A 22,393-nucleotide genomic window follows, 5' to 3' on the forward strand; every position below is an offset into this window, starting at 1 on the left:
AAGCAGAGGAAAGCGTCTGCTCAATAAGTAAAAAGCCCGCTGGCGCATTGCCAGCGGGCTTTTTGGTAAAGCAACCTAGGGGCGCTAATTAAGCACCGATTGCTACACGCTTGAAGTCCGATACCGTCATGCCTTTCGACTCTTTGTCGAGCAGTTGGGCGATGGTCAGCGAGTTGTCTTTTACAAATTCCTGGTTCAGGAGGGTGTTCTCCTTGTAGAATTTGTTGAGTTTGCCTTGAGCGATTTTCTCCAGCATCGCTTCGGGCTTGCCTTCGGCGCGCGCCTGCTCTTTGCCGATTTCGATTTCGCGCTCTACCGTAGCCGAGTCCACACCATCTTTGTCAACAGCAACGGGCTTCATGGCCACGATTTGCATAGCCACGTCGCGGCCGATGGCGGCTACGTCGGCGCTGCCCACGTTTTTCAGGCCCACGAGTACGCCCTTCTTGTTGTCCGAGTGGATGTACGAAGCCACTTTCTCGGCGCTCAGGGTGGTGTAGGTGAGGTCGAGTTTCTCGCCGATTTTGCCGGTCAGCTCGGTGATGTGCTCTTGCACGGTGCGGCCATCTTCTTCTTTAGCAGCCAGCAGGTCTTCCTTGGTGCCTACGTTCGTTTTCACGGCCGTGTCCAGGATTTGCTGCACCAGCGTGCGGAAGTCAGCTACTTTGGCTACCGATTCGGTTTCGCAAGCGAGAGCTACCAGTTTGCCCTGAGTGCCGTCGGCGCTCACGTTCACGAGCACGAGGCCTTCTGAAGTGGCGTTGTCAGCGCGCTTGTCAGCGATTTTCTGGCCCTGCTTGCGCAGGATGTCGCGGGCGGCTTCGAAGTCGCCATCGGCTTCGGTCAGAGCCTTTTTGCAATCCATCATGCCCGCGCCGGTCATGGTGCGGAGCTTGTTTACGTCTGCGGCGGTGATAGCGGCCATAGTTGTAGCGCGGACTTTCAGTCCGCGAGTTGGGGGTGAATGGAGTGTTATTCCTAGGTCGTGAGCTGCAAAGCCCACGCAACTGCAAAATAAAAAAGGGAACCGCCAAGCAATTGCCTCGACCGTTCCCTTTTTGTCAAGCTATAAAAGCGAGCGGCTTAGCCTTCGTTGTCAGCTTCGGTTTTCTCCGCAATGGCAGCCTCATCGGCTTCTTTGCGGTCGGCATCCTCTTTGTCAACTTTACGCTCCGACAAGCCATCTTCGATAGCCTTACCCATTACATTCATAATGAGTTGGATAGACTTCGAGGCGTCATCGTTAGCCGGAATGGGGAACTGCACCAGCTCGGGGTTCGAGTTCGTATCAACGATAGCGAAAACAGGGATACCCAGCTTTTGAGCTTCCTTCACCGCGATGTGCTCGCGCTTCACGTCTACCACGAAGAGGGCAGCGGGCAGGCGGCTCAGGTCAGCGATACCACCCATTACACGCTCGAGTTTCTCGCGCTCACGGGTCAGCATCAGCTTCTCACGCTTAGCGAGGGCAGCGTAGGCAGTGTTTTCTTTCACCATCTTGTCGATGGTGCTCATTTTCTTCAAGCTCTTGCGGATGGTGGCGAAGTTCGTCAGCATCCCACCCAGCCAGCGGTCCGTTACATAGGGCATTTTGAGGCGCTGAGCCTCCGTCTGCACAATTTCTTGGGCCTGCTTTTTGGTAGCTACGAACATGATTTTACGGCCGCTCTTCGCGATGTTGCGAATAGCATTGGCAGCGTAGTCAAGCGAAGCCAGCGTTTTGTTAAGGTCGATGATATGGATGCCGTTCTTCTCCATGAAGATGTACGGCGCCATTTTCGGGTCCCACTTGCGCGTGAGGTGGCCAAAGTGGGCACCTGCGTCAAGCAGCTCTTTATAAGTGGTGGACTGAGCCATGATATTCCTACGGTTAAACGATTAGCGCTTAGAGAACTGGAACGAGCGACGAGCTTTGCGCTTGCCGAACTTCTTCCGCTCGACCATGCGGGGGTCGCGGGTTACGAAACCTTCCTTGCGGAGGGCCGACTTCACTTCCGCATTGTCGCTTACCAGGGCTTTCGCGATGGCGAGGCGGATAGCCTCGGCCTGGCCGGCGATGCCGCCGCCGCTCACGTTCACCTGGATGTCGTACTGGCCCACCTGCTCGAGGGTAGCCAACGGCTGGTTCACGATGTTCTCCAACAATTCGTTGGCGAAGTAGGACTTCATGTCCCGGTTGTTGATAGTGATATTCCCTTGCCCGGCTTGCATGTACACGCGAGCCACCGAGGTTTTTCTTCTACCAGAGGTGTTAGTAGCTGCCATTTAGTGGAAAATAATGCGGCCAAAGTCGGCCGTAAAAGCAATGATTTACAGGTTTTTCAGCTCGTATACTTTGGGCTGCTGCGCCTCGTGGGGGTGCTCGCTGCCAGCGTATACGTACAGGTTGCGGAACTGCTCGGCACCTAGGCGGTTGCCTTGCAGCATGCCTTTTACAGCGTGCTCAATAGCCTTGCGCGAATCGCGGTTCATCTGCTCGCGCAAGGTGCGCTGCTTCTGGCCACCGGGGTAGCCCGAGTGCGAGATGTATACCTTCTCGGTCATCTTTTTGCCCGTTACACGCAGCTTGTCAGCGTTGATAACAATCACGTTATCGCCGCAGTCCGAGTTGGGGGTGAACGAAGGCTTGTGCTTGCCACGCAGTACGTTGGCAATTTGGCTGCACACGCGGCCCAGCGGGGCCACGCTGGCGTCGATGATAACCCAGCTTTTCTGGGCGTTGGCCTTGTTGACGTGGGTCGTCTTGAAGCTCAGGTGGTCCATGAGGATTGGTAAATATTACCTGCTAAACAATTGACAATAAACCCCAAGCCGAACAGGCTTGGGGAAAAACGGTCACAAAGGTACGGGTTTTAGGGGAGAATAGCAAGGGTGCGTCAGCTAATTGGCTGAATTAGCGATACTGCCGTAGCGTCTCGACCAGCACGCGGAAGTCCTTGGGGTAGGGGGCATCTACCTTAATCGCCTCGCCAGCTAGCCCCGTAAAGCCTAGCTCCACAGCGTGCAGTGCAAAGCGCTTGATAAACGGCTGCTCCGTCTCACCCTCCTTCAAGTTAAATTTCTTCTTGAGCGACGACAGGTAAAAATCCTCGCCGCCGTAGAGGTGGTCGCTTACGATAGGGGTTTGCACATACGCTAAGTGCAGGCGAATCTGGTGCATGCGGCCCGTTACAGGTTCGCACTGCACCAGGGCATGCTGGGCGTAGGTTTCGAGGGTAGTGAAACGCGTTTCGGCGGGCTTGCCTTTGAAAGCTAGGCGTGCTTTGCCGCTCTTAGTAGTTTCGATATTGCGGTCTACCACAAACTTTTCCAGTGGCGGGGCGCCATTGGTTACGGCGTGGTAGATTTTACTTACCTCGCGGTTTTCGAACTGCATAGCAAGGCTGCGGTAGGCCTCGGGGTGCTTGGCCAGGGCTAGTGCGCCGCTAGTGTCGCGGTCAAGGCGGTGGCCCACCTGGGCATCGTCGGCGTATTCGCGAGCTAGGCGCAGGAGGCTAGGCGCTACGCCAATGCGCTCGTCGAGCGTGGCCAGGAAGGGCGGCTTGTTGACGACGATATAATCGTCGTTCTCAAACAAGATAAGGTCTTTGAACTTAGGTGGCTTCATGCGAAGCACAAAGGTACGACTACTTCAGGGGTGCCGTTATTTTACTTCCTTCGGCCTAGGTAGCTTAAATTCCATCGCGGTGCCCTCACCCACAACGCTCTTGATGCGAATGCTGGACTTGTGGGCTTCCACAATATGCTTGCTGATAGCTAGCCCTAGGCCCGTGCCACCCGCGGCCCGCGTGCGGCTTTTCTCGACGCGGTAAAACCGCTCAAACACGCGCGCCTGGTGCTCGGGGGCAATGCCGGCGCCATTGTCGCGCACCGTCACGCGCACGCTCTCGCGGCCCGCCACGAGCGATACCACCACCTGGCCGCCTGCTTCACGGCCGTATTTTATCGCATTGTCAATCAGGTTGATAAGCACCTGACGAATACGGTTTCGGTCGGCCACTACGGGCAGCCCGGTTTCGGGTAGCTGGGCTGGGTAGAGCGTGAGGCTGGCACCCCGCTGTTGGGCCTGCTGCTCTAGTAGCTCAAATATTTCCTGGACCAGGGCCGCGAGGTCGAAGCGCTGGCGCCGCATGCGCACCACTCCTTTTTCGAGCTGCGAAATTGTGACTAGGTCCTGCACCAGCGTGTCGAGGGCATCGAGGCTGCTAGCGGCTTTCTGCAAAAACTTGCGCCGGGTGGCGGGGTCCATGCCATCCTCGTCGTCTACTTCTTCATCCAGAATAGTATGCACAAAGCCCTGCGCAGCGAAAAGCGGCGTCTTTAGCTCGTGCGACACGTCGGCCAAAAACTCGCGGCGTAGCACTTGCAGTCGCTTTAGCTCTTCAAACTCTTGCTGGCGGCGCTCGGCCGTTTCCAGAATCTCATCGCGCAGACGCTTGAGGGGCTCGGGACGAAATAAAAATCGATTGCTTAGCTTCCTAAATTCTTTGCGCTTAATATGCTCAAGGCCAGCGTAGATGCCGTTTATTTCGCGAAAAATAAGCGCTTCAAAAGCTAAGTATACCAGCAGGAAACAGGCGGCTATCGTAATGCCGCCCGCCAAAAAGGCCTGCCGAACCGGCAGGCCTGGCCCTAGGTAGGCAAACGTCGTGAGGACGCTTGCCACCAGCAGGGCAATAAGCAAGGCAATCGTGCGTGAGGATATCTCCACCGTTTTGTACCGGGCCGAATGGGTGAAATAGGCTAGGCGAGACAGCCAGGAAGTACTCCGCCGCAATCCTCGTACTATCCAGCGCCATTGGCTCATAGGGGCCGCCGCGAGCTGGCAAATAGCTCGCTAGTCGGCGTTAAATTTATAGCCTACGCCCTTAATAGTCTGGATGTGGTGGTCACCCACCTTTTCGCGCACCTTGCGCACGTGCACGTCCACGGTGCGAGCCAACACGAAGACATCGTTGCCCCAGATATTTTGGAGTAGCTCGTCGCGGCTGAATACCTTATGGGGCGCGGCGGCTAGGAAAGCCAGCAGCTCAAACTCTTTCTTGGGCAAGGTGATTTTGCGACCCTCTTGGTACACTGCAAATGCCGTGCGGTCGATGCGCAAGCCGTTGATGTCAATGGCTTCTACACCGGCGTGGGGGTCCTGGTCGCGGCGTACTACGGCGGCCAGGCGGCTCAGTAGCGCCCTAGGCTTAATGGGCTTGGCGATAAAGTCATCGGCGCCTGCCTCAAACGCAGCTACTTCCGAAAACTCTTCTGACCGGGCCGTGAGCACCATGATGTAGGTATCCTTTAGGCGGGGCTGCTCGCGGAGCAGGCGGCACGTGGCAATGCCATCGAGCTGCGGCATCATCACGTCGAGCAAAATGATGTCGGGTACAAAATCTTGGGCTACGGCCAGAGCCCGGCGGCCATCGCCGGCCGAAGCAGTGAGGTAGCCTTCCTTTTTGAGATTAAATTCGAGCAGCTCGACAATGTCAGGGTCGTCGTCGACTACCAGAATTTTGTAGGTTATCGTTTTTGCTGATGCAGCCCGTGGGGCGACGGAAGCAGCCATGGCAACTGGGCGAAAGGGAGAAGGACTTTCGCAGTGCAAAAATACCCGCTAGCTACCTAGCCGTATGTTACGGTTATGTGACGAGTTGCCCAGTGGCGTGATGCTAGCTACTTATTGGGCAGTTACGAGGTTAAGCTTGCTCCTTAGGCCGTCATATTTATACATATCAACCTTTACTGACCCCACAAACATCTCAGCCTGAAAGAGTACTGGAATCTTATTGCGGTCGTCGGACAAGTAAACTTTGATGGCATCTTCACCCCGGAATATCTTATTATTCGGCATTTTGGGTACCAGCTTCAGTGCGCGTACAGTGCCAGCCTTGGTTTCTACTAATTCGCGGCCCTTGAAGGTAACTTCCAGATTGAAGGCCGATTCGTCGAAAAAGCCGGGCATTTTGATGACATCGCCGGGCTTCATATGCTCGTAATGTAGCGTGCGCAAATAATAAAAGCCGCTCACGAGTTCCTGCGCGTTATTAGGAATCTTATAAGCGGTACGGGTAGGATTTTCCCGGTCATGAACTTGCACATCGGCAATGTCGCGCCGATGGTCGAAGTCAACGGTTTCCTTCTTGTGGTAGCCCTTCTCGGTAATGTCGCGCGTGGCTCGCAGCGGCAGAATGCTGGTGGTATCGATGTAGGAGCGCCACTGGTCGCGGATGTGCAGGAAGAAATCGAAGGAGCCCGTCGTGTGGCCACTCACGGTAGCACGGTAGCAGGGCCGCTCGGCCACGCGGTCGAGCGCACCCGAGGTCTCGACTACTGCCTCAGCAGCGTTGATTAACCCGTAGTGCACTTTATAACGAATAGTCTCGCCGGCCTGAAAGCTTGGGTTGGGCCACACGCGCACTGGCTCGGCCGAGCCAGTGCGCTGCACCCAGGCCGTGCAGGCCAGCAAAAACGGAAGAGAGAGTAACCAGCGACGGGTCATAAAGCGGATAGATGTAACGCGATACCTAGGAAATAATTACAAACAGAATGCCAAGACAAAAATAGGATAGAAGTAATAAGTAGGCTGGCCCTAGGCCATAAAAAAGCCCGCTACTGAGTAGTAGCGGGCTTTACTAGCATAGCGCCTTGATTTACAGCGTGTCGTCGCCGTCTTCAGGGCCGCTCATGTCTACGGGAATGACGTCGGCATCGCCCTTAGCAAGCGTACGGATTTTGGCTTCGATTTGCTCGGCTAGCTCGGGGTTGTCAAGCAGCAGAGTCTTCACGGCCTCGCGGCCCTGGCCAATCTTGCTGTCGCCGTAGCTGAACCACGAGCCCGACTTGGCAATGATGCCCATGTCAACGCCTAGGTCCACAATCTCACCTACCTTCGAGATGCCTTGGCCGTAGATGATATCGAACTCAACTACTTTGAAGGGAGGCGCAACCTTGTTTTTCACCACTTTTACTTTGGTGCGGTTACCGGTTACGTTGTCTTTATCCTCCTTAATCTGGCCAATGCGGCGGATGTCAAGGCGCACCGAAGCGTAGAACTTCAGGGCGTTACCACCAGTCGTGGTTTCGGGCGAGCCGAACATCACACCAATTTTCTCACGCAGCTGGTTGATGAAGATGCAGAGGCAGTTCGTCTTATTGATAGTGCCGGTGAGCTTACGCAGGGCTTGGCTCATAAGGCGGGCGTGCAGACCCACTTTCGAGTCGCCCATGTCGCCTTCGAGTTCGCCTTTGGGCACGAGAGCTGCTACCGAGTCAATAACGATGATGTCGATAGCGCCCGAGCTGATGAGCTGGTCGGCAATCTCTAAGGCTTGCTCGCCGTTGTCGGGCTGCGCAATGAGGAGGTTGTTGGTATCAATACCCAGCTTCTGGGCATAAATCGGGTCGAAAGCGTGCTCGGCGTCAATGAACGCAGCTACACCACCAGCCTTCTGAGCTTCGGCGATAGCATGCATCGTCAGAGTGGTCTTACCGCTCGATTCCGGGCCGTAAATCTCAATCACACGGCCGCGGGGCAGGCCACCAATGCCAAGGGCAATGTCTAGCGAGAGTGAGCCCGTGCTGATAGCCGGAATGTCGTTGACCTTTTGGTCCGACAGCTTCATCACGGTGCCTTTGCCAAAGGCTTTGTCGAGCTTGTCCATCGTCAGCTGAAGCGCTTTGGCTTTCTCAGCTGCGGGGTTGGTGGCGTTTTTCTCGGCTTTGTCAGTTGCAACTGCCATGTCGGGGAAATTAGGGGAAAAAGTAGTTACGTTTGGTGCTTTTATCGGTTGGCCGCTAATTGTCGGGCGCAAAGCACCGGCGAATGAGCGGCGCTTTGGCCGTTCTCAGGCGGCTTTTTCTAACACAGCGACCCTAGGTTTTGTGCCGTTGAGAGCGGAAATATATGAGGAATTTTCTAAAATTTTTGGGATGGCTTGGGGCTGTGCTAATTACGGCCGGGCCGGTGCACGCACAACTAGATAATCGAGCATTTATATCATCTAGGCCTGGCGCTGATTTAGTAAATCAACCAATGCTTTGTGGCTTGGGTACCCAAGACGCTAGAAAGACAATTGATTCTTTAGCTCTACCAAATCAACTACCTAGTGGAGGAGACCTTAGGTTTGCAATCAATTCCTTCACCTTCTTCAAAGACAACGAGTATTTCAACGATATCGTGCAGGGTTACACGCTGTTTGGTACGCAGTTAAATCCTCAGCTCGTCTACTATCCTATCAAAGACCTGCGCCTCGAAGCCGGGGTATTTCTCTGGAAAGATTTTGGTAACTCGCAGCTCCGGCAGGTTCGGCCCACTTTCCGAGCTACTTGGACGAAAGGTAACCAACAATTCATCTTCGGTAATATTCGCCCGCACCTCAATCATAACTATATCGAGCCATTGTTTGATTTTGAGCAGGTAATACTAAAACCATTAGAAGAAGGGCTGCAATATCGGCTAAATAGTAAGCGCGTTTTTCTGGATGTGTGGGTCGATTGGCTACGGCAAGAGTACCCCGGCTCTAACTACCAGGAGCAGATAGCCGGCGGCCTCAGCAGCAGCTTCCGGCTGACGGGCGACAACAGCCCAGTAGCTATTTCTATTCCGCTGCAATTCACGGCGCGCCACGCGGGCGGGCAGATTGATACGCTGCACGCGCCCATCCAAACGCTGTTCAACTACGCTACTGGCGTGGTGGCTCGGCTGCCACTGCGGGGCCGGGTGCTACAGGCCGTGCGGCTCAATGCCTATGGCCTGCTTTTCGACGACCACTCGATGGCAAACTACAGGTTGCCATTTCAGAGTGGTAATGGCTTGTACCTGAATGGTACGCTCGAAACGCGCTACGCCGACCTCATGCTGAGCTACTGGCAGGGGCATCGCTTCTACGCTCCCCTAGGTGGCAATTATTACCAGTCGGTGGCCGCGCGCGAGGGCACGCCGGGCTACACCGACCCCGAGCGCCGCCTGCTACTGGTGCGGCTACTGCGCGATTTTCGCATCTCCGATGCGGCAGCCGTGACGGTGCGGGTCGAGCCGGTGTACGACTTCAACGCCAAACTGCTGGATTTCTCGTTTGGCGTGTATTTCAATTTTCGGCAAGAGTGGCTGCTGGGCAACGTAGGCCGCCGCGTGCGGGTGGGGCAGCAATAGGCGGAGCCCCTAGGTGGCTGATTGCCGGCGCTCCCGCACAAAGTGCAGAATGGCTGGCAGCGGCGGGCTGGTGTCCCAAAGATTGAAGTGAAACCACGAGCGGCCTTCAGTGGCGGGCTCCTCGCCCAGCAGCCGGAAGCCGTGCGCACGAGCTACTTGCTGCGCTCGCACGTTATCTATAAAGCAGCGAATGAGCAGGCGCGTCGCACCTACTTGCCCGAACCCGAACCGTACGATGGCACCTAGGGCTTCGCGGGCGTAGCCTTGGCCTTCGGCCTCAGCGGCTAGGTAGTAGCCAATTTCGGCCTGCCCGCCGCGCTGGGGCATTAGGCAAATGTCGCCGAGATAGGCTTGGGTTTGCTGATGCCAAATGCCAAATACGTAGAAGCGGCCGGTGCGCCAGTCTTGGGCGAACGCGGCCAACTGGGTGGGCGCCGCTGCCAACGTTGGCACCGACCGTAGGCGGTCAGGAAAAGATAATTGTAGCCGGGCGCGGCTCTCATCGAGCACCCGGAAGAACACTGCCGCATCGCGGGCTTCATAGGGGCGCAGACGCAGGCGCTCAGTGTCGAGCTGGCACAAATTGGCACCTGGGGGAGGAGTGGCAAACATGGAATATTAAATAACCATCAGACCAGGAAGCCAGTAAAGAAGCAGACTTCTCTCTTTTTCTTTATCTCCTATGAACAGACTGCAAGGTAAGGTAGCCATTGTGACCGGTAGTGGCGCAGGCATTGGCGAGGCCATCGCTAAAAAATTTGCTAAAGAAGGTGCTGCCGTGGTGGTAGCGGGTTTTCCGGAAGACCCCGTGCAGGCCGTAGTAAAAGAAATAACGGCAGCTGGGGGCCGTGCTACGGCCTTCGAGGGCGACTTGTCGAGCCAAGCCGTGGCTGAGGCCTGCGTACAAACCGCCGTGGGGCAGTTTGGGCAGCTCGATATTCTGATAAACAATGCTGGTGCTTTCCCGGCAGCTACCGAGCTTGACGAGTATCCAGTAGAAGCCTTCGAATACATGGTGAAGAACAACATCTACACTACGTTTCATATGAGCCGGGCGGCGCTACCCGAGCTAAAGAAAACCCGCGGCAATATTGTAACGGCCGGCTCGGAAGCCGGGCATATGGGTGAGCCCATGAATACGCCCTACGGCGGTACTAAAGGCTTCAACCACGCCTTTACCAAGGGTATTGCCAGCGAGCAGGCCAAGTACGGCGTGCGAGCCAACTGTGTCGGGCCTGGTCCCATCGACACGGCCTGGACGCACAAAGAAACCGGCCCCATGACCGCCCAAATGGAGAAGCAGACAGTAGAAGGCGTACCCATGGGCCGCCGCGGTACCACCGAAGAGGTAGCCAACGTGTACCTGTTCCTGGCTTCTGATGAGGCGAGCTACGTGACAGGAGCCATCTATTTTGTGGATGGGGGCGTCACCATTTCTAAGAGCAGTTCGGGGGCTCAAGTACCCGCCGACCTCAAAAAAGAACCGGCTGGCGAATTAAATATTCAGCACAGCAAAGACGGCCACACTGAGATACGGCACGATGACGCAGGCAAAATGGTCAGCCATTAAGCGTCCGAACTACGGATTCGTCGGATTTTGTAGATGCAAAAAGGCCACCTCGCAGGTGGCCTTTTTCAATTTTTAGTGATGAGAAAGCGTCTACAAAATTCGACGGGTCTGCAATTCAGACGGCGTACTGGCGCGGGCTACCTAGGGCCTGCTGCGTGCGCATTACGTTCACCTGCCGGGCAGCCTCATTAAAGTACTCTAGGCGGCGAATCAGCATCTCCTTGGTAAGTACGCGGCCTTCGGGCGTGCGCATTATCGCGTGCTTGTCGGCCAGAATCCGTTGCATGGCAGCAAGTGTCTGGTCTTCGTGGCGCATAAACTGCTGCTGAAACTCGGCTAGGCGCGCCACGCCCGTAGCTGACAATGTGAAGTGTTCGCCGGCACCCTGGTTTAGCACCTCGCAGAGCACATATACTTCGAGGGGCAAGCTCGTTTCGAGGGTCGTGGTACGCAGGTCGAGGCCCGCGGCCAATGCATCGAGAATGATGCGCACGTTGCGCTCAAATTGTTGGTAGTAGGCTTGGGCTTCCATGGTTGGGGCTTGGTGTCAAGTACTTGGAGCGTAGGCTGGCAAACTGTTTTGAGCCAAGCGCCGCGCACTAGCTAACACGCACTTACAATAATTCTTTTACGATTTGCTCTATCGTCACGCCTTCGGCTTCGGCCTTGAAGTTGCGCACGAGGCGGTGGCGCAGGATGGGCAAAGCTACGGCGCGCACGTCTTCGATATCGGGCGAGTATTTGCCCGTTAGCAGCGCGTTGCACTTAGCAGCTACGATGAGGTATTGGCTGGCCCTAGGTCCGGCGCCCCACTCTAGCAGCTGCTTGGCGCGCGGCGCAGCGCGCTCGCCGTTGGGGCGCGTTTTGTGCACGAGGCCTACGGCGTACTCCACTACGTTGTCGGCCACGGGCACGCGGCGCACCAGGGCTTGGTATGCCTGAATGTCATCGGAATGCAACACCTTGCTCACTACCGGCTTGCGGTCAGAAGTGGTGTTCTTGACAATGTTTAGCTCCTCTTGGTAGCTTGGGTAGCCCAGCTCAATATTGAACATGAAGCGGTCGAGCTGCGCCTCGGGCAGCGGGTAAGTGCCTTCCTGCTCAATTGGGTTTTGAGTGGCCAGCACAAAGAAGGGGCGCGCCAGCGGATAGCGCTGCCCAGCCACCGTCACGGCGTATTCCTGCATGCTTTCCAGCAGGGCTGCCTGGGTCTTAGGGGGCGTGCGGTTGATTTCGTCGGCCAGGATGATATTAGAGAATATCGGACCCTTTACAAACTGAAAGTCACGCTGCTGCGTCAGCGTTTCTGAGCCCACAATATCAGAGGGCATCAGGTCGGGCGTGAACTGAATCCGGTTGAAAGAAAGGTCGAGCGAGTCGGCAATTGTCTGGATAAGCAGCGTTTTGGCCAGGCCCGGCACCCCCACCAGTAGGCAGTGTCCCTGGGCAAACACAGCCGTGAGTACCAGCCGCACTACTTCTTCCTGGCCCACTATTACCTTCCCAATTTCTTGGCGCAGCTGCTGATAGGCACGAGTGAGCGAGTCGGCAGCTTCTTTATCGTTTTGAAATTGAGCCATTAGCTAAAGTACTTCTGGTAAATAAGGCAGTGCTCCTAGGTCGTTTGGAATGGTACAAACAACCTAGGAGCACAGAAAAGGTTAGTTACTCGGTACTGGCAGTTAATACCTTGCACGAGTCGTATTCGGGGGCTACTTCCAGGTATACGGTGTTGCGGTTCTTATCGTACCACTCATCCAAGGCGCGGCTCTTTTTCTGGGCCAGTGCCGCCTGCGAAATCTTCTGGTAGTCGTCGGTCAGGTTGGCTTGGTGCGGCGGGATGTTCGACTTAAGATAGAGAATGCGCATGGCATCCTTGCCGTCGTCGGTGCGGTAGGGCAGGGGCGGAGTAATGTGGCCCACCTTCATAGTGTCGATGGTGAAGAAGATGGCCGGGTCGAGCTTGTCGAGCGGCAGGCGCGAGCCCCCATCCTGGCGGTTGGCAAGCAAGCCACCATTGGCGCTGCTCATCTTGTCTTCGCTGTATTCTTTAGCCGCTTTGGCAAAGGAGATGCTGTCGCTGAGAATCTGGCGGCGAATCTTAGCCAGCTTCGCCGCAGAGGCGCTTACATCGGTAGTGCCAGTAGCCGGCTTCAGCAGGATGTGGCGCGTTGAATACGACTCGCCTTTGCGCTCGATGAGCTGAATGAGGTGGAAGCCAAACTGCGACTCAACTATCGGCGACAACTGGCCGGGCTCCAGCTTGCGGGCAGCCGCTTCGTAGGGCGGCACCAGTTCGCCGCGCTTGAAGAAGCCTAGGTAGCCACCCTCCACGGCCGAGCCGGGGTCTTGCGAAAACTCTTTGGCCAGCGTTTCAAACTTTTCGCCGGCCAAGATGCGCGCCCGCAGTTCGTTGAGCTTGGCAATGGCTGCCTGCTTAGCCTCGTCATTCACCTGAGCCGGAATAACTATCTGGCCTACTTCAACTTCGGTGGAGAAGTAAGGCACGCTGTCCTTAGGTACCTTCTCAAAGTACTCTTTTACCTCGCGTGGCGTCACGGCTACCTTGCCCGCAATCTTATCCTGCATTTCCTGCTGCACGAGCTGGTCACGCACCTGGGTGCGTAGGTCTTCTTTCAGGGCGCGGATAGACTTGTTGTACAGCTCTTCCAGCTTCTTTTCGGAGCCTATTTGCTGTACGAAGTACGCCATGCGGCGGTCTAGCTCTGAGTTAACGCGCTGGTCAGTAACAGTGACGGAGTCAACCTCGGCGCGCGCTAGCATGAGGCGGTTCAGTACTAGGCTTTGCAGAATCTTGCATTTCAAGTCGGGCGGCAGGGGCTTGCCCTGGGCGCGTGCTACTTCCTGGCCGTAGATATTTTCGACCTCTGAGCGCAGTACTATCTGGTTGTCTACCTTCACAATAATGCCGTCTACCAACTCCTGGCCGCGGGGGCGGCTGATGCCAAGCTGGGCCTGGCTGGTGTGCGGCACGGCTAGCAGGGAGAATAAAGCCAGAATAGCGAGCGCAGGCAAACGCTTAAGGATAAGTTGCATAAACTAAAGAGCCACGGAAGGGACAAATGGTTGCCGGGCGTGCGGCCGTAACGCGAGTGAGCGGTAAGAAAATCCGTTTCGTTCTTGAAATTAAGCAGAAACCAAACGGCAGAACAAAGCTTTTATTTAGTAACCAGTTTGTTTACCTCGGCCTCATTGACTTGCACAGGGTACTGCTGGCGAAGCTGCTCAATCCACTGCTTTTCGAGGTAGTTCTGGTAGTCGCTGGTGGCTTGGCCGCGGGCGTCGCTCAGGGCCTTGGGCCCGGCAGGTAGCGACTGTTTCACCACGATGGCGTAATAGCGGCCATCGCGCTGTGCAGTGTAGGTGCCGGCTGGGCGCGTGAGGTAGTCGTCCATCACCTTGTTATCACCCTTCTGGAACGTGCGCTGCTGAATTTGCACGGCCAGCGGGTTCTGGGCGTTTAGGCTGGCTTCCAATACATTCGTAGCGCTGCTGTGCAGCGCAAGGCGCGTGTCACCATCGGTGGTAGCAACTGCAGCAGGCGCTACGGCTAGGCGGCGGCGCTCTACTTTGCCAGTCTTCACGAGGTAATCGATAGCGGCCGCGGCGCGCTGGCGGGCCAGGGCCGGGCTCTCGCCGCGCTTGATGTGGCCCGCTACTGTGGCCGTAAGGGCCGTGTCCTGGTCCATGCGCTTGGCCAGGTCGCTGAGTACTGCGGTGCCGTTAGCGCTACCTAGGGTGGCGGTGCCGGGCCGGAAGTGCACCAGCGCCGTGCCAGCCCGCCCAGCTACGGGGTAGCGGCGGGCCGCCAGCTCGCGCTGGGCGCGGGCCAGCAGCTTAGGCGTAGCAGCCGAGATAACCGTGCCCCGCGCCCGCTGCCCGAACTGGTAGTTGGCTTGGTTAGCCAGGAAGAACTTGCGTAGCCCGGCCGTGTCTTCAATGGCCTTGCTCCACACTTTCTCATCCATGAGCTGAAACAGCAGAATACCATCGCGGTACTCTTTCACGAGCATGCGGTAGTCTTCGTACTTGGTATCGAGGCTGTTCTTCTCAAACTCGGTCAGGCTCTGGTCTACGTATTGGTCGTAGAGCTGCTGCATGGCAAAGGCCGGCTGCGCCGTGGGGCGCGGGCGCTGGTTTTGCTGCACGTAGGTGAGGAAGTCGCTCACCAAGTATGGCTTGCCCTTGATGGTAAACAGCGGGAGCTTGTCACCGCCCGCTTTCACCGTGCTTTTCGAGGCCTTGGCGCCGCTGGCCGTCATAGTCGCGGGGTTGAACTTGAAGCGCCCTTTTACCAAAGCGGTATCGGCCTGTGCAAAAGCCAGCGCCTTCGCCGCTGGAATCTCCACAAACTGGTCTTCCTGGCGAATGCGCTTCAGAAAGGCCGTGCGGTTGAGCTCCGAGCGCGAGTCCTTGGCTACTTTGCTCTTAAGTGTGGGCTCTAGCACTGCGAAGGAGGGCACCGGCTGCTTTTCGAGCAGTTTGATAACGTGCCAGCCGTAAGGCGTTTGCACCGGAGCCGAAATATCGCCAGGTTTCTGCAGCTTAAACGCTACTTCCTCAAAGGCTGGAATCATGCGACCCGTGCCGAAAGGCGGCAGCTCGCCGCCATTGGCCGCCGAGCCCGCATCTTCCGAAAACTGCGCCACAAGCTTGTTCCAGTTCTCGCCCTTGCGTAGGCGGCCGTAAAGCTCGTTTATTTTCTTGTGGGCAATAGTCGAGTCGGTCCTAGGTGCTTGCGGCGTCACGCGCACCATGAGGTGCGCCACCTTTATTTCGCCCTGGGCCGCCCGGCGGTCGTTGACCCTGATGATGTGGTAGCCAAAGCGCGTGCGAATGGGCTGGCTCACTTGGCCCACCGGCGTCAGGTAGGCAGCCGTTTCAAACGGATACACCATTTGCATGGCCGTGAAGTAGCCAAGCTTGCCGCCGTTCTCCTTGGCCGACGGGTCTTCGCTGGTGCTGCTCGCTACAGTGCTGAAGTCTTCGCCACCACTCGTAACGCGTTGGCGCAGAGACGTGATTTTTTGATGCGCGATAGCCGTGTCGGCGGGGCTGGCATCGGGCGCAACCCGAATGAGAATGTGCGAGGCATTTACCTCCTGGCTCATGCGGCTATACGCCTCGCGCACCAGTTGGTCGGTCACGCCCTTTTCGGTGAGATAGGGCTGAGCTAGCTGCTGGCGGTAGCCATCGAGCTCGCGGCGAAAGGCCTGCGTGGTATCGAGGCCGCGCTTTTCCGCATCCAGCACCTTCAGCCGGAAATTGGTATAGAGCGTGAGGTAATCGGTCACGCTCTGGCGGGTGCCGAAGTCGGGCGCGGTTCCGTTATTTTTCTTATAAACGTACCCAAACTCGCTGGCTGGCACCTGGTACGTGCCAAGCGTTTCGATGGCAGGGCCGCTGCTCTGGGGGGCAGCGGTGGGGCTGGTGAGTGCCGTAGTCGCAGCAGCGGTAGGTTTGCTGGTCTGGCAAGCAGCCAGCTGCAACAGCGTGGCGGCAGCAGCACCGGCCAACGGAAGGCGTAAATGCATAGAAAGAGTAAGCGGAATCAGCCCAATAAGGTCAGAAGTTTGCTCCCAACGCAATGGACACAATGCTGGTGCAATTTTACGAAGAAAAAAGCGGGGATAGGCTGAAGCGAAGAACCGAATAAAAAATGGGGAGAATAAGGGAAAGATTTTCCTCTTCCCTTATTCTCCCCACCTAGGTGGCCGCTGCTGAAGCTAGCCGAGTTTTTTGCTCAGGTGGCAGACGGTGTGGGCATTACGCTCAAAAAACTCTACCTGGTCCATGATGCGCGATACCAGGGCCATCCCCATCCCCCCTTTGCGCCCCTGCCGAATGTATTCGCGCATATCGGGGTTGGGCGCCACCGAGGAAGGAATAAAGATGGTATGGCCCTGGTCTTCGATTTCGATGTCGAGGCGGTGCTCGGTGAGGGCCAACATCAAATCCAGAAACTGACTGGCATCCTCCCCATTGGCGTGGATGATAAAATTGGCAACTACCTCGTCTACGGCCAATACTACCTGGTTGACAATTACCTCACTGCGATGGCCAGCCATAAGAAAACCGCGCACGAAGTCGCGCACCTGCTGGAGGTTTTGGCGCGAACAAGCAATGCGAAGGTGGCTGGTCATGAGAGATAAGGATGAACTATAGATTAAAAATTGTGAGGTGGAAAAGCGGGTAGCAGATTCAGTATTCACAATTTTTAATCCATAATTTTTCAGGCGGCTTGAGCTTCCTGCTCAGTGGGGACAATATGCATCAGCGAATCGAGACCGAGAATCTCAAATACGTTGAATACCTTCTCCTGCATGTTGAAAAACACTAGTTTCACGTCGGAGTCTTGCAAGCGCTGCAGGTGCGAGATAAAGACCCCTAGGCCCGCCGAAGAGATGTAGCTCAGGCGCTGGCAGTCAACGAGTACCTTGCGGTAGTTTAGTATCTCCGGCTTGTTGAGCTCGGCATCGAGCACAACAGCAGAAGAAGCATCTAGCTCACCGTCAAGAACGAGGGTGAGGGTGTCGGTGGAGGTGTGCGTCGTTACTTTCATAATAGTGCCCCATACGTAGGGTTAGGTGTGGGGTTGGGCCGCTTTAAACTTGATGACGAGCAGGGTCTGGTCGTCGTGTAGGGGCTGGCCACGGCTAAATTCCTGCACGTCGTGGCGCAGGTGCTCGTTGATTTCCTCGGCCGACTGGTAGAAGCACGTTTCCAGCATTTGGCGCAGGCGCTCCTCCCCGTATTCATTGCCGTCGCCATCGCGCGCCTCCACAATGCCATCGGTATAGATAACCATGACGTCGCCAGGGTTGTAATCCCAGAACTGCGTCTTGACGTGTTTTTCGTAGGCCACGTCGCGGATGATACCTAGGCCCAGCCCCTCCGTGCGGAAATAGCTGACTTCCTCCTTGATAGAGTGGTAGTAGAGCGTGTGGCAGTGCCCGGCGCGCGCAAAGCTGAAGCCACCCGCCTGGTAGTCAATGAGGTAAAAGGCGGCCGTAATGAAAGACGAGCGCTCTAGGCAGTGCGTGAGGGCTTCGTTGGCCTGCACCATAAAGCGGTGAGGGTCGGGGTAGCGGTCGCGCTCTTTCTTGGCCAGCGGGTTGGCCTGCATCAAGGCATGGAAGATGCCTTTCATCTGGGCGGTGTGGAAAGCCGCCGTGACGCCCTTGCCCGAAACGTCGCCGATGAGCACCGCCAGCTTCTGGCCCGGCAGGTGCAGGAAGTCGTAGAAGTCGCCGCCTACCTCCTTGGCCGCCTGGGCGTAGGTACTAATTTCAAACCAGTCGTCGGTGGGCAGGCGCTTCGGAATGAGGCGCTCTTGCACCAGTGCCGCAATGCGCAACTCATCCTGCGTGCGCTGGTTGTTGAGCGACTCTTGCGCAAGTTGCAGGTTTTCGAGACTAAGTACCGTCTGGGCCGTGAAGGTGTGCAGAATGCTCAGCACCTCCGAGTCGAAGGCGTGCGGCTCTTTGTGCAGCAGCAGCAGCGTGCCGTAGTTATGCGAGGCACTTTGCAGTGGCAGCACTGCCATAGACCCGTAGGGCATGGCTGAGCCCTCTAGGCGCTTGGAGCGCTCTAGGCTATTGTCAATCAGCTCAACTACGCGCGGCGTGCCGGGCAACGGGGTCAGCAGCGAAGCTATTAGCTCAAGGTCATCGGTAGGAAACTGATAGCGCAGCGGCGTAAGTGGCGACTTGGCCAGTTCGCCGGGTTGGCGCTCGGGCATCAAAACGGCTGCATTCGCCTTGATAGTTTGAATAGCCGAGTTGAACAGCATCTGGTAGATTTCGGGGGCCGACTGGCCGCGCTGAATAATCTGGCTCAGGTGCTGTAGGCCCAGAATCTCGGCCCGCCGCTGCTCAAAAACCTCGGCAATGGGCAGGTTGAATAGCGTAATGAGCAGACCCGCAATGGCGTAGAAACTAGCAAAAAACGAGCTCAGTACCAAAAAGGAGAGCTGCGTGGCGGGCGCCAGCAGCACGGGGTCGGCCTGGGCATTGCGCAGGTAAAACAAAAACAGCAGCGTAAAGCCCAGAATACCCAACTGTAGTAAAATGGCTTGCCACTTCTGCGAACTATTGAGGTACGCTACCCAGCGCTGATGCCCGCTCAGGTACACTCCAAACAGCCCCAGCCCAATACCTACCCCTAGGCGCAGGCTCGGCGACATTTGCCACACCAGCAGCTGCATGAGCAGGGCTAGCCCTAGGGTAAGCTCAAATACCATCCACTCGCGCCGCAGCTTAGCCCCACCCCGAAAATTGACGAGCGACCGCCAGGCATAAAGCACCTGCGCCAAAAAGACGATAAACAGCGCCAGCGCAATGGTATAGACTACCGCCGTTGTGACATTGCCAGGTAGGGGTAGCGCGTGCGTCGCCGCCGAGCGGTCGATGCCAATGAGCACTACTAGAGCCACACTGAGGGCCAGCCCCCGGCGAAACAGGGCCCGCAACAGCCCGATAAAGTTCTGACCAACCAGCGCGTCTGGCTGCACCCGCATATAGAGAAATACGCAGGCTGCAAAGCCACCTTGCGCCACCAGCAGCAGCCAGCGCGGCCAGTCGGCAGCTAGGCCCGGAATAGGTTGCCCGCGGCTTAGGGTGCTGAGTAGCAGAAGAAGCCAGCACAGGCCAGCGGCTATCAGGAACCAAGCAGAAGGGCGTATTTTGGGCATAAGAAGCGTGAAGGTAACCCCATCGGCGCTAGTACCCCGCTATTCTCCGCTGGCCGTTGGAAAAGCAAAAATACAACTTAGGCCAATACCACTAGCAGCGGCCCGCCCTAAGGCAAGCCGCCGCCGTTGGTACTAGCGACTCGAGTAGTTCGGCGCTTCGCGAGTAATCTGCACATCGTGCGGGTGGCTTTCGCGCAGGCCTGCCCCCGTGATGCGTACAAACTGGGCTGCCTGCAGCGCCGGCAGGTTGGCCGCGCCTACGTAGCCCATGCCGGCCCGCAGGCCCCCGGCCAGCTGGTACAGCACTTCATTAACATCGCCCTTGAAAGGCACGCGGCCCACGATGCCCTCGGGCACCAGCTTCTTCACATCGTCTTCCGCATCCTGGAAGTACCGGTCCTTCGAGCCGTCTTCCATGGCCTCGACCGAGCCCATGCCACGGTAGCTCTTGTACTTGCGGCCTTCGTAAATGATGAGGTCGCCGGGGGCCTCCTCGGTGCCGGCCAGCAGCGAACCTACCATCACGGCGGCTGCGCCGCCCGCGAGGGCCTTCACGATATCACCCGAGAACTTGATGCCACCGTCGGCCACCAGCGAGATGCCGGTACCCTCTAGGCCGCGGGCGGCTTCCATTACGGCCGATAGCTGCGGCACGCCAATGCCCGCAATAATGCGGGTGGTGCAGATGGAGCCGGGGCCCACACCCACCTTCACGACATCGGCGCCGGCATCGGCCAGGGCGCGGGCCCCGGCGGCGGTTGCTACGTTGCCGGCCATCACGTCTAGGTTCGGGTATTCTTTCTTGATGAGGCGCACCGCATCGAGCACACCCTTGCTGTGGCCGTGGGCAGTGTCAACGCTGATGAGGTCGACGCCCGCTTCGTGCAAGGCGGCCACGCGCTGTAGCAGGTCGGCGGTGACGCCCACGGCGGCACCCACGCGCAGGCGCCCTAGGTGGTCTTTGCTAGCGTGTGGGGCCCGGCGGCGCTTGCGAATGTCCTTGTAGGTCATCAGGCCGGTGAGGCGGCCCTGCTCATCCACGAGCGGCAGCTTATCTACCTTTTTGTCTTGCAGCATGTCCTCGGCTGCGCGCTGGTCAATGCCCGCCGGGGCGGCCACCAAGCGCGCCAGCGGCACCATAATAGTCGAAACCGGGGCTGAGAAGTCTTTCTCGAAGCGCAGGTCGCGGCTAGTGATGATGCCCACTAGGCGGCGGTCATCCTCAATAATCGGAATGCCCCCGATGTTGTGCTGGCGCATGAGGCTGCGCGCATCGGCCAAGGTAGCGGTGGGCGGCAGGGTGAAGGGGTCTTGGATGAGGGCCGACTCGGAACGCTTGACGCGGCGCACCTGGTTGGCCTGGGCCTTTACGCTCATGTTCTTGTGAATGATACCTAGGCCGCCTTCCTGAGCCAGGGCAATGGCCATGTCGGCCTCGGTCACGGTGTCCATCGCGGCTGAGATGAGGGGCAGGTGCAGCCGGATGCGGGGGGTGAGCTGGGTGCTGGGGTCGCAGTCGCGAGGTAATACCTCCGAATAAGCGGGTAGCAGCAGTACGTCGTCGTAGGTCAGGGCCTCGAAGGCGATTTTGGGGGTGGCGGGGTCGGCCATAGCAACAGGGGGTTTAGCAGGAAAACCGTATTGCCAGACAAATATACGCCAGCGGGCACTGACCTACCCAATAAGTGCCTAGGCTAAGTATTTATCTTTCTGGCACGGTCTTCGTTTAGGTATATACGTTCTCGATTTTCTTCAATCTTCTTTAAACAGACTTACTGCTATGTTGTCGCTCTTTCTTCGTCGGGCTTTGCCCCTCTTAATACTTGGAAGTATCACGCTCAGCTCGTGCGTAGTGCACGACCATGACCGAGGCCGCGGCTACGGCCGCCGGGGCTACGACCGCGGCCATGGCCACGGCCACCACGACCGGGGGTATGGCTACGGCTACGGCCGCCACTAATTCCTAGGTCAATAAAATAACCTTAGCTTAATGTAAAGCGCCGCTGCCTACCTAGGCAGCGGCGCTTTGCGTTGGGAGTAGTGCTAGCCGGGCAGTTCAGCGCCTTCACCCGTAATCGGCCGGCCCTGCGCCGACGAGTAGTGGCGGTGCAGCCAGCGGCTGAGGCCTCCTAGCCCGGGCATAAGCACACGCTCGGTGATGTTGGCTTGGTCGAGCTTGTCGCGCACTTCCCACTTGAGGCGGGCCGGAATACGGATGCGAAAGAAAAGCTCGGGCCGCTCGGCCAGCCAGTGGTGCAGCACGGCCTGTGGGGTGCTCATGCACGAAAACAGCGCGTACTGGTGCACGATGCGCGTGTCGAGGGAGGGCGGCTCTAGGAAGAGCACGAACGGCTCTTCCTGCAGGTCTTGCAAGGCGGGCAGCGAAGGCGCGGCGGGCGACAGCAGCTCGGAGGTGAATACGTTGGAGCCCTCGCGGGCCAGCACACCTTGCAGGGCAGGGGGCAGCTGGTCGGCAGCCTTCACGTAGTTGAGTGCCCAAATAATACCGTCTTGGTGGTAAGCGTGCAGGTCGTCGGTGGCGAAGTGCAGCGCCACGTAGGGCGAGTAGGTCCAGTCGAGCAAGCGCGTGGGCAGGCCGTGGTGCTGGGCCAGGGCTAGCCAGTCCCAAACGGTGGCGTTAGGCGGCGTCGTGGTGTCACGGGCGTATTTGCGGAAGTTGCGCAGCAGGTGGTGCTCTAGCTCGTGGTAATTACCACCTAGGCGCTGCAAGCTGGTGCTGAGCGTGTAGCCAAAGCTGCGCATGCCGCGATACACAAATGGTGAGCGGTAGCGACCGAGGCGCGCATCCCAGGTATCGCGAAAAACCAGGTCTTGCAGGTGCTGCCAGCTCTGGGCTTCAAAATCGTTGGCGGAGTAGGAGGGAGGTGCGGGCATAGGGCTAAGGTAAAAGCACGGACTTGCTCTATAGGCTAGCGCGCAGCTTACTGCCATAGGCGCGGCGGTAGGT

Annotated in this window: 22 protein-coding genes; 3 read left to right on the plus strand and 19 right to left on the minus strand. The window is 57.4% G+C overall.

The annotated features are described in order from the left end of the window. Positions 1-88: 88 nt before the first annotated feature. The 9 genes from tsf to recA form a co-directional block, all read right to left on the minus strand. On the minus strand, positions 89-925 hold the full coding sequence (tsf, locus tag JAO77_RS14280) for a translation elongation factor Ts (RefSeq protein WP_144846981.1): 837 nt from the start codon (positions 923-925) through the stop codon (positions 89-91). A gap of 158 nt (positions 926-1,083) precedes the next feature. Then, positions 1,084-1,857 (minus strand): 30S ribosomal protein S2, encoded by a 774-nt coding sequence (gene rpsB / locus JAO77_RS14285; RefSeq protein WP_144846983.1) that lies wholly within the window; start codon positions 1,855-1,857, stop codon positions 1,084-1,086. A gap of 21 nt (positions 1,858-1,878) precedes the next feature. Beyond that, positions 1,879-2,265, minus strand: coding sequence for a 30S ribosomal protein S9 (rpsI, locus tag JAO77_RS14290; RefSeq protein ID WP_198991013.1), 387 nt, complete (start codon positions 2,263-2,265; stop codon positions 1,879-1,881). A 45-nt stretch (positions 2,266-2,310) separates the two neighbouring features. Next, a complete protein-coding gene (rplM, locus tag JAO77_RS14295) occupies positions 2,311-2,763 on the minus strand; it encodes a 50S ribosomal protein L13 (protein ID WP_144846987.1) in 453 nt (150 codons plus the stop codon). Between the two features lie 130 nt (positions 2,764-2,893). After that, the gene (locus JAO77_RS14300) at positions 2,894-3,607 is read right to left on the minus strand and encodes an RluA family pseudouridine synthase (protein ID WP_198991014.1); all 714 of its coding nucleotides are present in this window, start codon (positions 3,605-3,607) and stop codon (positions 2,894-2,896) included. A 36-nt stretch (positions 3,608-3,643) separates the two neighbouring features. After that, positions 3,644-4,711: a sensor histidine kinase gene (locus tag JAO77_RS14305; RefSeq protein ID WP_198991015.1), complete on the minus strand. Its 1,068-nt coding sequence runs from the start codon at positions 4,709-4,711 to the stop codon at positions 3,644-3,646. 126 nt (positions 4,712-4,837) lie between these two features. After that, positions 4,838-5,557 carry a response regulator gene (locus tag JAO77_RS14310; RefSeq protein WP_198991016.1) on the minus strand — a complete coding sequence of 240 codons (720 nt, stop codon included), beginning with the start codon at positions 5,555-5,557 and terminating at the stop codon, positions 4,838-4,840. A 111-nt stretch (positions 5,558-5,668) separates the two neighbouring features. Beyond that, complete coding sequence (locus JAO77_RS14315; RefSeq protein ID WP_198991017.1) at positions 5,669-6,490, minus strand: DUF3108 domain-containing protein; 822 nt, start codon at positions 6,488-6,490, stop codon at positions 5,669-5,671. Between the two features lie 151 nt (positions 6,491-6,641). After that, entirely contained in the window at positions 6,642-7,730 is a 1,089-nt protein-coding gene (gene recA, locus JAO77_RS14320) for a recombinase RecA (RefSeq protein ID WP_198991018.1), read from the minus strand. 293 nt (positions 7,731-8,023) lie between these two features. Between recA and JAO77_RS14325 the strand changes: the two genes are divergently transcribed. Then, the gene (locus JAO77_RS14325; RefSeq protein WP_502213820.1) at positions 8,024-9,142 is read left to right on the plus strand and encodes a lipid A deacylase; all 1,119 of its coding nucleotides are present in this window, start codon (positions 8,024-8,026) and stop codon (positions 9,140-9,142) included. A gap of 9 nt (positions 9,143-9,151) precedes the next feature. Here the strand turns inward: JAO77_RS14325 and JAO77_RS14330 are convergent, their stop codons facing one another. Next, positions 9,152-9,754 carry a GNAT family N-acetyltransferase gene (locus JAO77_RS14330; protein ID WP_198991020.1) on the minus strand — a complete coding sequence of 201 codons (603 nt, stop codon included), beginning with the start codon at positions 9,752-9,754 and terminating at the stop codon, positions 9,152-9,154. Between the two features lie 70 nt (positions 9,755-9,824). On the opposite strand from JAO77_RS14330, the gene JAO77_RS14335 reads away from it, so the two are divergent. After that, complete coding sequence (locus JAO77_RS14335; RefSeq protein ID WP_198991021.1) at positions 9,825-10,712, plus strand: SDR family NAD(P)-dependent oxidoreductase; 888 nt, start codon at positions 9,825-9,827, stop codon at positions 10,710-10,712. A 115-nt stretch (positions 10,713-10,827) separates the two neighbouring features. Here the strand turns inward: JAO77_RS14335 and JAO77_RS14340 are convergent, their stop codons facing one another. The 8 genes from JAO77_RS14340 to guaB form a co-directional block, all read right to left on the minus strand. Further along, entirely contained in the window at positions 10,828-11,244 is a 417-nt protein-coding gene (locus tag JAO77_RS14340; protein WP_144847003.1) for a hypothetical protein, read from the minus strand. An 82-nt stretch (positions 11,245-11,326) separates the two neighbouring features. Further along, on the minus strand, positions 11,327-12,292 hold the full coding sequence (locus JAO77_RS14345) for an AAA family ATPase (protein WP_198991022.1): 966 nt from the start codon (positions 12,290-12,292) through the stop codon (positions 11,327-11,329). An 85-nt stretch (positions 12,293-12,377) separates the two neighbouring features. Then, positions 12,378-13,748 (minus strand): peptidylprolyl isomerase, encoded by a 1,371-nt coding sequence (locus JAO77_RS14350; protein WP_235998415.1) that lies wholly within the window; start codon positions 13,746-13,748, stop codon positions 12,378-12,380. A gap of 143 nt (positions 13,749-13,891) precedes the next feature. Next, a complete protein-coding gene (locus tag JAO77_RS14355; RefSeq protein ID WP_198991024.1) occupies positions 13,892-16,267 on the minus strand; it encodes a peptidylprolyl isomerase in 2,376 nt (791 codons plus the stop codon). 192 nt (positions 16,268-16,459) lie between these two features. Then, positions 16,460-16,876 carry an ATP-binding protein gene (locus JAO77_RS14360; RefSeq protein WP_198991025.1) on the minus strand — a complete coding sequence of 139 codons (417 nt, stop codon included), beginning with the start codon at positions 16,874-16,876 and terminating at the stop codon, positions 16,460-16,462. Between the two features lie 89 nt (positions 16,877-16,965). Beyond that, positions 16,966-17,295: an STAS domain-containing protein gene (locus JAO77_RS14365; protein ID WP_198991026.1), complete on the minus strand. Its 330-nt coding sequence runs from the start codon at positions 17,293-17,295 to the stop codon at positions 16,966-16,968. Between the two features lie 21 nt (positions 17,296-17,316). Then, entirely contained in the window at positions 17,317-19,425 is a 2,109-nt protein-coding gene (locus tag JAO77_RS14370) for a PP2C family protein-serine/threonine phosphatase (protein WP_198991027.1), read from the minus strand. Positions 19,426-19,557: 132 nt separating this feature from the next. Continuing rightward, a complete protein-coding gene (gene guaB / locus JAO77_RS14375) occupies positions 19,558-21,036 on the minus strand; it encodes an IMP dehydrogenase (RefSeq protein WP_198991028.1) in 1,479 nt (492 codons plus the stop codon). 196 nt (positions 21,037-21,232) lie between these two features. Between guaB and JAO77_RS14380 the strand changes: the two genes are divergently transcribed. After that, a complete protein-coding gene (locus JAO77_RS14380; protein ID WP_198991029.1) occupies positions 21,233-21,385 on the plus strand; it encodes a hypothetical protein in 153 nt (50 codons plus the stop codon). 83 nt (positions 21,386-21,468) lie between these two features. Here JAO77_RS14380 and JAO77_RS14385 read toward each other — a convergent pair whose 3' ends face one another. Further along, positions 21,469-22,320, minus strand: coding sequence for an FRG domain-containing protein (locus JAO77_RS14385; RefSeq protein ID WP_198991030.1), 852 nt, complete (start codon positions 22,318-22,320; stop codon positions 21,469-21,471). Positions 22,321-22,393: the final 73 nt, after the last annotated feature.

It is taken from the genome of Hymenobacter sp. BT559 (assembly GCF_016427535.1).
Classification (GTDB): Bacteria; Bacteroidota; Bacteroidia; order Cytophagales; family Hymenobacteraceae; genus Hymenobacter.

Excerpts from the sequence above, each read along its gene's own strand:
- JAO77_RS14385 (WP_198991030.1), bottom strand. The coding sequence starts at position 22,320 with ATGCCCGCACCTCCCTCCTACTCCGCCAACGATTTTGAAGCCCAGAGC.
- recA (WP_198991018.1), bottom strand. The coding sequence starts at position 7,730 with ATGGCAGTTGCAACTGACAAAGCCGAGAAAAACGCCACCAACCCCGCA.
- rplM (WP_144846987.1), bottom strand. The coding sequence starts at position 2,763 with ATGGACCACCTGAGCTTCAAGACGACCCACGTCAACAAGGCCAACGCC.
- JAO77_RS14325 (WP_502213820.1), top strand. The coding sequence starts at position 8,024 with ATGCTTTGTGGCTTGGGTACCCAAGACGCTAGAAAGACAATTGATTCT.
- JAO77_RS14370 (WP_198991027.1), bottom strand. The coding sequence starts at position 19,425 with ATGCCCAAAATACGCCCTTCTGCTTGGTTCCTGATAGCCGCTGGCCTG.
- JAO77_RS14345 (WP_198991022.1), bottom strand. The coding sequence starts at position 12,292 with ATGGCTCAATTTCAAAACGATAAAGAAGCTGCCGACTCGCTCACTCGT.
- tsf (WP_144846981.1), bottom strand. The coding sequence starts at position 925 with ATGGCCGCTATCACCGCCGCAGACGTAAACAAGCTCCGCACCATGACC.
- JAO77_RS14330 (WP_198991020.1), bottom strand. The coding sequence starts at position 9,754 with ATGTTTGCCACTCCTCCCCCAGGTGCCAATTTGTGCCAGCTCGACACT.
- JAO77_RS14335 (WP_198991021.1), top strand. The coding sequence starts at position 9,825 with ATGAACAGACTGCAAGGTAAGGTAGCCATTGTGACCGGTAGTGGCGCA.
- JAO77_RS14310 (WP_198991016.1), bottom strand. The coding sequence starts at position 5,557 with ATGGCTGCTTCCGTCGCCCCACGGGCTGCATCAGCAAAAACGATAACC.
- JAO77_RS14355 (WP_198991024.1), bottom strand. The coding sequence starts at position 16,267 with ATGCATTTACGCCTTCCGTTGGCCGGTGCTGCTGCCGCCACGCTGTTG.
- guaB (WP_198991028.1), bottom strand. The coding sequence starts at position 21,036 with ATGGCCGACCCCGCCACCCCCAAAATCGCCTTCGAGGCCCTGACCTAC.
- rpsI (WP_198991013.1), bottom strand. The coding sequence starts at position 2,265 with ATGGCAGCTACTAACACCTCTGGTAGAAGAAAAACCTCGGTGGCTCGC.
- rpsB (WP_144846983.1), bottom strand. The coding sequence starts at position 1,857 with ATGGCTCAGTCCACCACTTATAAAGAGCTGCTTGACGCAGGTGCCCAC.
- JAO77_RS14300 (WP_198991014.1), bottom strand. The coding sequence starts at position 3,607 with ATGAAGCCACCTAAGTTCAAAGACCTTATCTTGTTTGAGAACGACGAT.
- JAO77_RS14315 (WP_198991017.1), bottom strand. The coding sequence starts at position 6,490 with ATGACCCGTCGCTGGTTACTCTCTCTTCCGTTTTTGCTGGCCTGCACG.
- JAO77_RS14360 (WP_198991025.1), bottom strand. The coding sequence starts at position 16,876 with ATGACCAGCCACCTTCGCATTGCTTGTTCGCGCCAAAACCTCCAGCAG.
- JAO77_RS14365 (WP_198991026.1), bottom strand. The coding sequence starts at position 17,295 with ATGAAAGTAACGACGCACACCTCCACCGACACCCTCACCCTCGTTCTT.
- JAO77_RS14340 (WP_144847003.1), bottom strand. The coding sequence starts at position 11,244 with ATGGAAGCCCAAGCCTACTACCAACAATTTGAGCGCAACGTGCGCATC.